The sequence below is a fragment of the Brucella pecoris genome, from assembly GCF_006376675.1.
GTDB classification, from domain to species: domain Bacteria; phylum Pseudomonadota; class Alphaproteobacteria; order Rhizobiales; family Rhizobiaceae; genus Brucella; species Brucella pecoris.
Genome location: NZ_VEWK01000011.1, coordinates 186,241 through 198,322, shown reverse-complemented (window position 1 = coordinate 198,322; position 12,082 = coordinate 186,241). Strand labels below are relative to the sequence as shown.

Here is a 12,082-nt window from a genome sequence, read left to right as displayed (position 1 = left end):
ATCGTGATGCCACGGGCGCGCTCTTCAGGAGCGGCGTCGATCTGGTCATACGCCTTGAACTCGCCGAAAAACTTCGTGATCGCTGCTGTCAGCGACGTCTTGCCATGGTCAACGTGACCAATTGTGCCGATGTTAACGTGGGGCTTCGTACGTTCGAATTTGCTCTTTGCCATCGCCGTTGTTCTCTTTGTTCTAGAACCGCTCAAGCGCCAGCACAAAAGCCGTTTGGCTTCCGGGCCAGCATTTATGCCAAAACGGAACGGCGAACCGCCCGTCGATGATTCCTTACACGCCAAACCGCCCTGAAGAATTTGGAGCGGGTAGCGGGAATCGAACCCGCGTATTCAGCTTGGAAGGCTGCTGCTCTACCATTGAGCTATACCCGCGCACTCTTAACTCTGATCCGACAGTGGTGGAGGGAGTTGGATTTGAACCAACGTAGGCATAGCCAACGGATTTACAGTCCGTCCCCTTTAACCACTCGGGCATCCCTCCAGATATCACTATCAGCAGAGTCGAGCGACTAGGCATTTCCGCGGGGCTTCTGGCTGACTGTTGGGCCAGCCGTCGATCCGCGAGGGGCCTTATGACGATAAGCTTATCCCCTGTCAACAGGGTAAAAGCGAAAAGAATGCATGTCTGTCCACAACGTCGTGGAAACATCCTCTCGCATAGCCCTCCTATATAGGTCTAAACGCCTGCATTTCTCATGATTTTTGCGCTAGCGCCGGTTATTTGGCAATCAGAACAGCCTGATAGCAATCACATAGCAATCACTGGCGAAGTCGCTTTCTTCCATTCACCTAAAGAGCTATAAGCACGCCATGACCGACGAAAACTCGCCCCGCACACCAAAAGATTCTCATTATGCGCGCCTGCGCCGCCAGCATCGCGATCAGAAGACCGCGACTGAAGGCAAATCGCCGCGCAAGCCCCAGCGCCCTTCCATTTCGGCAAGCGCCGTGACCGAGGGAACCGTACGCCTTTATGGCCTTCATACGGTCCGCGCTGCCGTGGAAAACCCTGAACGCAAGATATTGCGCATGCGCGCAACACGAAACGGTTTCGCCCGGCTTGAGATCGGAGAAGCCGAATCTCTTTCCTTCCCCGTCGAAATCGTCGATCCGCGCGACATCGATAAGGAAACCGGTTCTGAAGCCGTCCACCAGGGCGTCATGATCGAAGCAGAACCGCTGCGCGCCAAAAAACTGTTCGAATTGAAGGACAGTCCCCTGCTTCTCGTTCTTGATCAGGTGACAGATCCGCACAATGTCGGCGCCATCATGCGCTCAGCCGTCGCCTTCGGTGCTGGCGCGCTGATTACGACAAGCCGTCATAGTCCGCAGGAAACCGGTGTTCTGGCAAAGGCTGCCTCCGGCGCGCTTGAAATGATCCCGCATATCGAAGTGCGCAATCTGGCCGAAGCGATTGAAGAGCTCCATGGCCTCGGATTCCAGACCATCGGTCTTGATTCGGAAGGACCACTGGAAATGGAGGCCACCTTGTCCGGTGGACGAATCGCCCTTGTGCTGGGCGCGGAAGGCAAAGGTCTCCGTCAAAAGACACGTGAAACCGTCACGACACTTGCCCGCCTCGATATGCCGGGCGAAATCAAGTCACTCAATGTATCGAATGCAGCCGCAATCTCGCTCTACGCTGCGGAGCGATATCTGCGCGCGCGTTGATTCAAATATGAATCTCCGATGAAAATGTCTCCCGGCAGGTTTTTCTTCCGGGAGACATGCCGGAAAACCGTCCCCCGGTTCACGCGGTAGCGATATAGGTGCGGATGTCCTCAGCTTCGCGCTCGACGTCTTCGATACGTCGCTTCACAACGTCACCGATCGAGATAATTCCCACAAGCTTGCCATGTTCCTCCACAGGCATATGACGGAATCGGCTTCGCGTCATGATCTCCATCACCTGATTAATCGTGTGATGTTCGCGGCAGACCTGTACTTTTGCCGTCATGACTTCGGCAACCGGCATACTCATCGCCTTGGTTTCTTGTGCTGCGACTGCGCGCACAACATCGCGTTCAGACAGAATACCTTTGATTCGACCGGCCTCGTCGCACACCACCAGCGCACCGATCTTGTGTTTGTTCAACATGGCGACAGCGTGGGATAGCGTATCAGCAGGTGCTATAACCAACACATCCCTGCCCTTTGTCTCGAGAATCGATCTTACGGTCATGCCAAAGTCCCTCCAAGATTTAGCACTCGCTGCTTCCGGCGCACAAACGCCATATGAAGCAGAACGCAGCTCCTCCCACCACGTTCCATGATGGTGCGCTTTGATCGTCAGATTGGCAAGTGGCATCAAATGGGGGGCAGGCTTTGTCAAAGCCAAATAGACATGGCACTCTATCGCCTCAGCACCGCATCATAGCTGCGCGGGCGATCCATCAGCGATATGCCGAAGAAGCCGGCAATGAAACCGCCTATATGCGCTTCCCATGCAATGCTTGAGAGATCCGCACCGCCGGTCGAGTAAAGACCGGTAATGATGTTGATCAGGAACCAGACACCGACAAAGGTCAGAACAGGCTTCAGCGTCAGGGTCAGCCCCACCGGCAGAACCGGTCCCGCGAATTCCGATCGGCGTCCATGGCCGATACGACGGAAACCGTAGCGCGCTGCAGCCCCCATCATTCCCGAAATCGCTCCCGATGCGCCTACCAGCGGTGAAACGCTGTCCGGATAGATCGCATAATGGGTCAACCCCGCAATCACCGAAGTGAAGATCCAGAAAGTGATCATTCGCCCCGTACCGATGCGGCCTGCAAGCGGAGAACCAAAAGCTGCAAGCCAAATCATGTTGACGGCAATATGGGCGATGCCGCCATGCATGAAGGAATAGCTGATGAGCGTGAAAAGTGCGGCAGGGTCGGTAAAGCCGTCTGCCAGCGAGAAACGTGCCGGAATGAGAGCGAAATTGAGCATGAACTCATAATTCTGCTGCTCGCTGATGAGGTAGTTCTGATAGACATACACCGCGACGCACAGGCCTATCAGAGCAATCACGACGCCGGGAATATTGAACATCGGCTCGCTACTACCCGACCGGCGATTATTGCCATTCATTTCCGGCTGGGGAACGCTCATAAACTGCTGCTTTCTATTTTTATGCGAAGCATCACAATCGGGCTGAAGGAGCCTTTTGCGTCTGGTCAATGCATGTTGATAGGGCACAATCGGTTAAAAATAAAGGCCGACGGACGTTCCCGGTCGGCCTTGACGCGAATAGAATTCTTTCGCGAAATCAAATCTGGAGCTCAGAAAAAAGCCAACCAAGTCAAGGGCTTCGTCTGATGCCTTATCAAAGCGCGTCTTTCAGTACCGTGCAACCATTACTTTTTATTAACCTTAACGGACGAGCCCGGTGGATGAAGAAAGGGTTAAACTGGCATCCTCGCCGTTAATACTATTTTAATGCGTTCAACAGCGGAGCCAGCCTCCGCGTGCAATGGACAAATCAACGGCGTATGATGAAACACCGCAGTACGATCGCGATTTTCAGCGAGTGGCAGCGCTTGGCCCGGACGGAAAGCGGTTTCTTTCGTGCGCCGATGCGCGAACAGATCGAGCCGCGCAAGCTGGGGCGCCATCTATCCGACCTCTTCTTCCTCGAAGCCGGTGAACAAGGCGATTTGTCGTTTCGTCTCGCCGGAACAAGCATCTGCACCCTTTTCGGACGCGAACTGAAGAACACGCGGTTTCTCGCGCTTTGGCCTGAGCGAGACCGTGCAGCCCTTCAGGAACTGTCGCAAAATGTCAGTGCCCTTGAGGTCCCTGCCCTTGTTTCGCATGTCGGAATCAGTATGTCCGGACGAAGCCTTGGCCTGGAAATGTTCCTGGCCCCGCTCGAAGCGCCCAACGGACAGATCAATCTTCTCGGCAGCGTCGCTGTGCTTGATTCCGTCACCTGGGTTGGTGCCGATCCAATTGTCCTCGGCCATTTGAATTCTATCGAACCGGTTGCACCCGATCTGATTCTGGCCGACGAGGTTCGAAAATCGGCAGCCATCACAGTAAATGCAGCCGGTACAGGCAGACAATGGACCAATGTTCGTCTGACGAAGTCACAGGAACATGCAGCTCCAAAACTGCGCGTCATTCAGGGCGGTAAAGCCTGATCGGTGCACTATATCGCGATTTCTCTTTATAGATACGTGCTGTAATATGGCCCGCAGTGAGAACAGGTAAAATTTCGAGATGGATCGGCTTTGATGAACAGATTTGCTGCGGCATCCTCTGCGAGCAATGTGCGGCAGGAAAATTTCAACGCCGTGAATGTCGATCTTAATGGCCGTTACATGCTAGAGAATCGCAGTGAATTTCCTTGCGTAATCAAACGTATGTCGCCAGGAACGGCCTTAATGAGCGGTATAGCCACCCCGCGAAATGGCGAGCGTATCATCGCTTATGTCGATCATGTCGGACGCATCGAGGGTGTAACAAACGAAGTCACATCCGAAGGCTTTCACATTCTCCTGTCGACATCCGAGCAGAAGAAAGACAAGCTTTCCGCACAGTTGACCTGGCTCGCCAACAAACACGAACTTGCCCTGCCCGAAGATCGCCGTCACGAACGCGTCGTGCCGCGCAAGACCCAGCACAACATCACTTTTGCCGACGGCACCCAAAGACTGTGCCGCATTGCCGACCTTTCCCTTTCCGGTGCGGCAATCGAAAGCGAGTTCAAGCCCGCGATCAAGAGCGGCATCATGCTCGGGCCGATCCGTGGCACCGTCGTCCGTCATTTCCAGGGCGGCTTCGCAATCGAGTTTGCCACCATCCAGACCAGCACAACATTGGACAATCTTTTCGGCTGAAAGCCGTCGCCCAAAAGATGAATGCGCGTCAAGGTTACGGAATGGCAAACCGCGAAATGCCCGGAATCACGAAAAAGCCGCAAAAACAGCCCCATTTGCCCTGAATTTGTCCGTTCGTTGACAAAAAGTTTCAGCGTTATTTGCAGTTTTAATCGAATTTGACTCGCATTTTCGCACGCAAATTTGCGTGCCTTCAAATTGTCCAAGTCATCTTGGTCTCCAACAGGGAGACAAAAGAATGACAAAACAAACCATCATCGCAGCCATCCTGATGCTGTTCGCAATCGGACTGGCAGAGGCCGCAAGCCCCGCCTCCAATTCACCGTGGATGACGACCGGCGAACGCACGTCGCAGCCGATCGGTCATTATGAATTCTGCGAGCGCTACAAGTCCGAATGCAACATCGTCAGCCGCAACAGCAACATGCTGAAGCTGACGCCTGAAACCTGGAAGCAGATCATTGCGGTCAATGCTAGCGTCAACGAAAAGATCGCACCGATGACCGATATGGAAGCCTGGGGGCGCGAAGAGTATTGGGAATACCCGACAACAGTTGGTGACTGCGACGACTACATGCTTTTGAAGCGTCGCGAACTGATGGCGCTCGGCATTCCGGCAAACACGTTGCTTTTCACGGTAGTTCGTCAGCCAAACGGTGAAGGCCATGCGGTTCTGACGGTTCGCACCGACCGTGGCGACTTCATTCTCGACAATCTCGATACCCGCGTCCTTGCATGGAACAAGACCGACTATACCTATCTCAAGCGCCAGTCGACTACGAACACCGGTAGCTGGGTCTCGATCAAGGCCGACCGTGAGCTCCTGGTCGGCAGCATCAAGAACTGATCAACAGATCAATCGAACAAGGACGGGCCGTCAGTCTCCCTCTGGCCCCGTCCTTTTTCTTTTTCAGGCCGGCTCCAGCCCACGCATGAAGGACCGGGCTTTCTCGACATAATGCTCTGCAGATAATTTGAGTTTCTCGACAGCAGCATCGTCCAGTTCCCGGAGGATTCGCGCAGGTGAACCGACGACCAGCGAATTGTCAGGTATTTCCTTGCCCTCGGTCACAAGCGCCCCTGCCCCGATCAGACAGTTCTTTCCGATTTTCGCGCCATTGAGCACGATGGCGCCCATGCCGATCAATGTGTTGTCACCGACAGTGCAGCCATGAAGAATCGCCCGATGCCCGATCGTGCAACCCGCCCCGACCGTCAGCGGAAAGCCGATATCGGTGTGCATAACGGTGTGTTCCTGAACATTGGTGTCGTCGCCGATGGTGATCGGCTCATTGTCGCCGCGCAAAACCACACCGAACCAGAAACCGGCATTTTCACCGACAACGATCTTGCCGATCAGGGTCGCATCGGGCGCGATCCAATTGCTGCTGCGGTCCGCAAATAGCGGCTTGTGCCCGTTATAAGCATAGATCGGCATGTTCTTCCTCCATCAGCAAACTCGATATTGAATCGCTAAGCCGTTTCAAGCCGTCATACAAGCACGACTTCACGCTCTGTTAACCATAAAAGACCGATATTCTCTGCAATATCATTACCATGACATTCTGACCGTATGGAAACAGCACCAGATTACACCGTTTCAAGAATTGGAAGCCGCCTCCTCGGCTGGCTGCTGTTGGCGGTTATCGTTCTGATCCTGCTTTCAGTCGCGGTGAATGTCGGCGGGCGTCTGCTTGGTCCGCTGATTGCGCGAGGCGGACACTCCGACAGCACACACGCTTATGAAATCATTATTGGCAACAACGTCCTGTCGATCCCAGCCAATATGATCCGCTTTTCGAGCCAGCGGCGCGACGGCGTAACGGGGCGTCTTGATCTCTACGCCCGCTGGCCCGGACTTACCGGCTATACGGAACGCGACCGCGCCATTTTCAACCTTCTCACTCCGAAGCGACATCTCATCTTCATGTCCATCGAGCAGCGAAGAATGTCACGCGACATGAGCGGACGTTACCTGCCGATATACGCCGATCTGATAGACCCGACCGGAGAAGTTCTCCCCGGAAACCTGACAGTTCACCGCTTTCTCGAAAACAGCGGTTATAAAGGCGAGGAACTGGTCTTGTCCGACCCGAGGAGTGGCAAGCCGGAATTTGTTGCGCGATGCCTTGCGGATACTGCTGCGGAAAGCTTCAACTCATGCGAGCGCGATGTCCAGTTTGGGCGCGACTTGCAGATTCTCTATCGATTCCCCCGCTCCATGCTTGGCGACTGGCAATCACTGGACAAGGCGGTCGTCGATTTTGCGAACGCACATCTTCTGGGAAACGATACGAAACAGATCGACTGATCTTATTGCCCAACCAGATTCTGAAGTTTGGAGCGACCGTCTTCAGCGAACTTGATCTTGGCAAGCGGGACTCCGCTCAAAAGATGTTCCTCAGTGGCAGCCAGCACGATTTCCAGCTTTAACATTTCCGCCGATCCGAGAAGCTTCCAGCATCCTTTTCCTGCAAGAAGAGAAAAATCGCGATCCATGACATAAGCTGCGGCAGCATAAGCGCCGTCACATTTCCCGATTCTTTGCGGTTCATCGAGTATCTCAATCACCGAGCGCGAGCCATCGTCCTGTTCGGTTTCGATAGTTCCCAGAACTTCTGCGCGCGCAGCTAAAGACAGGGCCATCAGGAGCATGGCCAATGGAAAACCAAATTTCATAGAGACAACCAAGGCTCAGGGATAGTCGTGTCAAGATAACAAAACGCCCTCTCCGTTGTGGAAAGGGCGTCAAAGAGCATTCCTGCCGGGCATCAGCGTCGTTCGCAACGCGATTGCCGTGACAGATCAAAGATCGACGTCGAGAATGGCCATCGAGAAATTGTAGGAGAGTTCGCCTTCATCCTCGTCCTTATAGACCAGTCCGAGAAATTCGTCGTTGAGGTAAAGCTCGGCGGAGTCGTTTTTGCGCGGGCGCGCCTTCACCTGCAGGCCGGGATTGTTGAAGGTCCGTTTGAAATAAGCGTCCAGTTTTTTGAGTTCTTCGGGTTTCAACCGGCTTCTCCTGATATTGAATTGAACCGGTTTATTGCACCCGGCAATTTCCTATGTAAACCCCCGGCAAAGCCGTGCTTAAGGGTTGTCGGCAGTTAATAGCTTCTTTTGACAGAATATAGGCCGCATGCTGGAAAAAACCAGCAAGCGGCCGTGTTCAGCCTCTAACGATACAACGTATCGCTTAAATCCCTTCGCCCAGCATCTGATCCATGACGCGGGAAGGCTCGGCGCAGCCCGTATCTCCCATGATCCGGGCTGGCACACCGGCAACCGTGACGTTGTTCGGAACGGGTTTCAAAACAACCGAACCGGCAGCGATTTTCGAGCAATGACCGACTTCGATATTGCCGAGAATTTTCGCGCCAGCACCGATCAGCACGCCATGGCGGATTTTCGGGTGACGATCACCGCTCGACTTCCCTGTTCCGCCGAGCGTGACGCCGTGGAGGATCGAGACATTATCTTCGATCAAGGCCGTCTCGCCGACAACAAGTCCGGTCGCATGATCGAGGAACAGCCCGCTGCCAAGCCGGGCCGCCGGATGAATATCGGTCTGGAAAATCGAGGACGAACGGCTCTGCAGGTAATAAGCGAAATCCCTGCGGCCTTCATTGTAAAGCCAATGTGCCAGACGATGGATCTGGATCGCATGGAAACCCTTCAGATAAAGGATCGGGTCCATGAAGCGGTTATAGGCCGGATCGCGATCATAAACCGCCTGAATATCAACCCGCACGGTCTGGGACCATTCCGGATTGGCATCCAGCATCGCATCGAAGGTCTGGCGAAGAATATCGGCACTCAGATCGGCATGACCGAGACGCTCGGAAATACGATGCATGACCGCATCTTCCAGGCTCGGCTGATTCAGGATCGTGGCATAAAGGAACGTCCCCAGCACGGGATCGTTCTTGGCTGCTTCCTCCGCTTCAGCACGGATGGAATGCCAGATAGGATCGACCTGCCCCAAACCGGGGGTCGCTTTCGCTGATGTGCGAACGGACATATGCATACTCCAGTTTTGCACCGTGCAAGGCGAGACGACAGCCGAACTTTTCGCTCAATCCCTGCACCGCAATACGAGTTCGGCGCGCAGCATAACTTAAAATGCTTTGCCTTGACACGGCTGAATTTGACGCGCCCCGTCAGCGCGCTCTTTGTCCAAAATCAAATTCCCGTCAGAGCGGGTTTTCTTTCAAAAACTGCAACACCGCCTGCTTGTAGACCTTGTCGCCCACAGCCAGCATATGGTCGCGGCCAGGAATATCGACGGCCTGCCCATTTGGGAGAAGATCGGCCAGTTCCTGAGCGCTGCCTGCAATATCGTCAGTCGTGCCGACAGCGACGAGAACAGGCTGCATAATACGTGCAATCGCGGCAGCGGGAACCAACTCCTTGGAGGTAATCACGCAGGCTGCAAGGGCGATACGGTCGCTCTTGGTCTGATCGGCAAATTTGCGGAACATCTGCCCACGCGGATGCGTAATCGTCGCCGGATCCTCGGCGAGAAGCGCCTCGCCAATCGGCTCCCAGTCACCCGCGCCCGTCACCATGCCGATGCCAAGCCCGCCGAAAACGGCACTACGGACGCGTTCGGCGTGTTCAATCGCCAGAAATGCGGTAATGCGCGCGCCCATGGAATAACCCATGACGTGTGCCTTTTCGATCCCGAGATGATCGAGCAGGGCTGCCGCATCAGCCGCCATTTTGGTCGGCGTGTATTCGTCCGCGTCATGGGGCTTCGCGGAAAGCCCGTGCCCGCGATTATCGATGGCGATGACGCGATATCCAGCTTCGGTCAGCGTGCGGAACCAGCCTGGTGAAACCCAGTTGACGAGGCTCGAAGAAGCAAAGCCGTGAATGAGCAGGATCGGATCGCCCTCTCCGTCCTGACGATATGCCAGACGCAAGCCGTCATGTTCGAAATATTCGATATCGAAGGCACTCACCTGTTTATTCCTCTTGATTGCATTGTCTTGACGTCAAAGCTTGCACGCGCCGCAAATCACGCGATGAACCGCCCTGTCGCCAAGCTTTATGCCGGTTCGTTTAACGGTACCTGCCAGAAGTTCAACGACATACGCTGCCGGAACCTCAGATGAAATGATATTTTCGGAGAATGGCACCGCATTTTCGTGAATGGCCGATACGCGCCCCTTATCGTCAAGGAAGACCATATCAAGCGGCGATGGCGTGTTCTGCATCCACATCATGACGCGGCGCATCTCACCAAACACGAAGATCATCGCCCGATCTTTGGGAAAATCCGTGCGCCACATCAGCCCGCGCATACGCGCTTCATCACTTTCCGCCACTTCAAGCGCAAAGTTGACCTTGTTGCCATTGGAGGTGATGAAAGTCAGTGGCTCTTTATCGACTGGCAGCCGCATCGGCTGTGTTTCATCGGCCTGAGCAGCGAATGCGAAGAAAACAAATGCAAGAGCGAGAAAAATGCGGCCCATACCCTGCCCATTCTGACATAAAGCGCATCCCGAAAAGTGTGAAACGGGTTTCGGAAAAGATGCGCATAAAAACAAATGATTAGAGCGCCGATCTGATTCAATCAGATCGAAACGCGCTCTAATCCGGTCGGGAACCTATCAAGGGGACAGGATGGCGACAAGACCACGCAAGGCCGTACAAAGCGTATTTCACCCGCTTGTTACTACAATTGGAAGTTTCGGCGCGCTCTGAGTAACACGCTCGATTAGAGCATGATCCAACCGGAGTGAACCGACGGTTGATAAGGCTATGCTTGAAATAGAAGCGGATAGAGTGTCGATCTGATTCATTCAGATCGAGACGCGCTCTAATGCGAAACCGGGATTGCCGTGCCGATATCCGGATGGATTTCAGCGGCCATCAGGCCCTTGTCACCCTCGCCGAAGCGAATGAGCACCACCTGACCGGGGCGCAGCTCCATCATGCCGAAACGACGCAGCGTTTCCATATGGATGAAAATATCTTCCGTCCCCTCGCCCCGCGTCAGAAAGCCGAAGCCCTTGGTGCGGTTGAACCACTTGACGATCACACGCTCGAGGCCGCTCGACGGCGTGACGATCACGTGGGTGCGCTGCGGCGGCATCTGCGCCGGATGAACAGCGGTCGACGTATCCATCGACAGAACGCGGAAACATTGCAGGCCGCGATCACCATGGCGTACTTCACAAACGATACGCGCACCTTCCAAAGCAGTCTGGAAGCCGTCGCGACGCAGTGAAGTCACATGAAGAAGAATGTCATTAAGGCCCGGTTGGTCTGGAACAATGAAGCCGTAGCCCTTGGCCACGTCGAACCACTTGATATGGCCCGAAATTTCAATGATATCGCCCAGCTCTTCCGAGGCGTGCTGGCTGTGAAACTGGTCATTTGACACAGACTTGTCCGCCATGCGTTCGCCCCTCCTCTGTTCTTCCGTTGCGATTCCAACCTGATTCTTGCACAAAGAATAACACTTCCTTAACCGGAGGCGGCAAGCCCAAACTTGCGTCCGTCCCCATGAAGACCACAGACTTCACAGTTTCATGGTTACTTTTTCCAGCGCAGCAGCAATTTGAAACTGACCCACCACCTGAAATATGGCCGGTCGTCAATTAGGCAATGATGTTTCCGGGACATTTCCGGTCACATCTGCTGCTCAAAATTTTTGATCGCCATTCTGTCCGTGGTAACTTGACGTCCGGCCTTCGACATTAGATTCGATGTCCTTGCGTTTTCCGAACGTCAGCCGCCCGAATTACAACAGCCGAGGAAAAGACTATGCGCTATCTGCACACGATGGTCCGAATTCGCGACATCGACGAATCTCTCGATTTTTATGTAAACAAACTCGGCCTTGAAGAAATCCGCCGCACCGAAAATGAAAAGGGGCGCTTCACGCTGATCTTTCTTGCAGCGCCTGCCGATGCGGGTCGGGCAAGGGCGGAACGAGCCCCGGAACTGGAACTGACCTACAACTGGGACCCGGAAACCTATACGGGCGGCCGCAATTTCGGCCATCTAGCCTATCTGGTCGATGACATCTATGCTACGTGCCAAGAGCTGCAGGATAAAGGTGTTACCATCAATCGTCCGCCCCGCGACGGGCACATGGCCTTCATCAAGTCGCCCGATGGTATTTCCATCGAGCTGATCCAGAAGGGTGATCGTCTGGCGCCGCAGGAGCCATGGGCTTCAGCCGAAAATATCGGTAGCTGGTAACAGGGCATGGTACCCGAAAGTGGAAACCGG

General features: G+C 54.4%; 16 protein-coding genes and 2 tRNA genes. 6 read left to right on the top strand and 12 right to left on the bottom strand.

All coding sequences use genetic code 11. The features are described from left to right. From FIB18_RS19260 to FIB18_RS19245, 3 genes are all read right to left on the bottom strand, one after another. A partial coding sequence (locus FIB18_RS19260; RefSeq protein ID WP_235894968.1) for a GTP-binding protein occupies positions 1-173 on the bottom strand: 173 nt, incomplete at its 3' end. Between the two features lie 139 nt (positions 174-312). Beyond that, a tRNA-Gly gene (locus FIB18_RS19250) sits at positions 313-386 on the bottom strand. A 24-nt stretch (positions 387-410) separates the two neighbouring features. Further along, positions 411-495 (bottom strand) — tRNA-Tyr (locus tag FIB18_RS19245). A gap of 329 nt (positions 496-824) precedes the next feature. Between FIB18_RS19245 and rlmB the strand changes: the two genes are divergently transcribed. Continuing rightward, positions 825-1,685 carry a 23S rRNA (guanosine(2251)-2'-O)-methyltransferase RlmB gene (rlmB, locus tag FIB18_RS19240; RefSeq protein WP_140022230.1) on the top strand — a complete coding sequence of 287 codons (861 nt, stop codon included), beginning with the start codon at positions 825-827 and terminating at the stop codon, positions 1,683-1,685. Positions 1,686-1,764: 79 nt separating this feature from the next. Here the strand turns inward: rlmB and FIB18_RS19235 are convergent, their stop codons facing one another. Both FIB18_RS19235 and FIB18_RS19230 read right to left on the bottom strand, forming a co-directional pair. Further along, positions 1,765-2,196 (bottom strand): CBS domain-containing protein, encoded by a 432-nt coding sequence (locus tag FIB18_RS19235; RefSeq protein ID WP_140022229.1) that lies wholly within the window; start codon positions 2,194-2,196, stop codon positions 1,765-1,767. Positions 2,197-2,366: 170 nt separating this feature from the next. Next, positions 2,367-3,107: a rhomboid family intramembrane serine protease gene (locus FIB18_RS19230; RefSeq protein WP_140022228.1), complete on the bottom strand. Its 741-nt coding sequence runs from the start codon at positions 3,105-3,107 to the stop codon at positions 2,367-2,369. Positions 3,108-3,490: 383 nt separating this feature from the next. Between FIB18_RS19230 and FIB18_RS19225 the strand changes: the two genes are divergently transcribed. The 3 genes from FIB18_RS19225 to FIB18_RS19215 all read left to right on the top strand — a co-directional run bounded on the left by FIB18_RS19225 (position 3,491) and on the right by FIB18_RS19215 (position 5,684). Next, positions 3,491-4,138, top strand: coding sequence for a PAS domain-containing protein (locus FIB18_RS19225; protein WP_140022239.1), 648 nt, complete (start codon positions 3,491-3,493; stop codon positions 4,136-4,138). Positions 4,139-4,231: 93 nt separating this feature from the next. Continuing rightward, the gene (locus tag FIB18_RS19220; protein ID WP_140022227.1) at positions 4,232-4,837 is read left to right on the top strand and encodes a PilZ domain-containing protein; all 606 of its coding nucleotides are present in this window, start codon (positions 4,232-4,234) and stop codon (positions 4,835-4,837) included. A 238-nt stretch (positions 4,838-5,075) separates the two neighbouring features. After that, on the top strand, positions 5,076-5,684 hold the full coding sequence (locus FIB18_RS19215) for a transglutaminase-like cysteine peptidase (RefSeq protein ID WP_140022226.1): 609 nt from the start codon (positions 5,076-5,078) through the stop codon (positions 5,682-5,684). A 63-nt stretch (positions 5,685-5,747) separates the two neighbouring features. Here the strand turns inward: FIB18_RS19215 and FIB18_RS19210 are convergent, their stop codons facing one another. Beyond that, a complete protein-coding gene (locus FIB18_RS19210; RefSeq protein WP_140022225.1) occupies positions 5,748-6,275 on the bottom strand; it encodes a gamma carbonic anhydrase family protein in 528 nt (175 codons plus the stop codon). A gap of 135 nt (positions 6,276-6,410) precedes the next feature. Between FIB18_RS19210 and FIB18_RS19205 the strand changes: the two genes are divergently transcribed. Then, complete coding sequence (locus FIB18_RS19205; RefSeq protein ID WP_140022224.1) at positions 6,411-7,148, top strand: hypothetical protein; 738 nt, start codon at positions 6,411-6,413, stop codon at positions 7,146-7,148. 2 nt (positions 7,149-7,150) lie between these two features. Here the strand turns inward: FIB18_RS19205 and FIB18_RS19200 are convergent, their stop codons facing one another. From FIB18_RS19200 to FIB18_RS19175, 6 genes are all read right to left on the bottom strand, one after another. After that, positions 7,151-7,516 (bottom strand): hypothetical protein, encoded by a 366-nt coding sequence (locus FIB18_RS19200; protein WP_140022223.1) that lies wholly within the window; start codon positions 7,514-7,516, stop codon positions 7,151-7,153. A 126-nt stretch (positions 7,517-7,642) separates the two neighbouring features. Continuing rightward, the gene (locus tag FIB18_RS19195; RefSeq protein ID WP_010659890.1) at positions 7,643-7,849 is read right to left on the bottom strand and encodes a DUF3126 family protein; all 207 of its coding nucleotides are present in this window, start codon (positions 7,847-7,849) and stop codon (positions 7,643-7,645) included. 184 nt (positions 7,850-8,033) lie between these two features. Further along, positions 8,034-8,858, bottom strand: coding sequence for a serine O-acetyltransferase (gene cysE / locus FIB18_RS19190; RefSeq protein ID WP_140022222.1), 825 nt, complete (start codon positions 8,856-8,858; stop codon positions 8,034-8,036). 172 nt (positions 8,859-9,030) lie between these two features. Next, positions 9,031-9,801 (bottom strand): alpha/beta fold hydrolase, encoded by a 771-nt coding sequence (locus tag FIB18_RS19185; RefSeq protein ID WP_140022221.1) that lies wholly within the window; start codon positions 9,799-9,801, stop codon positions 9,031-9,033. 33 nt (positions 9,802-9,834) lie between these two features. After that, the gene (locus tag FIB18_RS19180) at positions 9,835-10,314 is read right to left on the bottom strand and encodes a DUF192 domain-containing protein (RefSeq protein ID WP_140022220.1); all 480 of its coding nucleotides are present in this window, start codon (positions 10,312-10,314) and stop codon (positions 9,835-9,837) included. A 347-nt stretch (positions 10,315-10,661) separates the two neighbouring features. Continuing rightward, positions 10,662-11,243: a cold-shock protein gene (locus tag FIB18_RS19175; RefSeq protein WP_105543223.1), complete on the bottom strand. Its 582-nt coding sequence runs from the start codon at positions 11,241-11,243 to the stop codon at positions 10,662-10,664. A gap of 368 nt (positions 11,244-11,611) precedes the next feature. Here FIB18_RS19175 and FIB18_RS19170 point away from each other — a divergent pair, with 368 nt between their 5' ends. After that, on the top strand, positions 11,612-12,052 hold the full coding sequence (locus FIB18_RS19170; RefSeq protein ID WP_140022219.1) for a VOC family protein: 441 nt from the start codon (positions 11,612-11,614) through the stop codon (positions 12,050-12,052). The last annotated feature ends 30 nt before the right edge of the window (positions 12,053-12,082 follow it).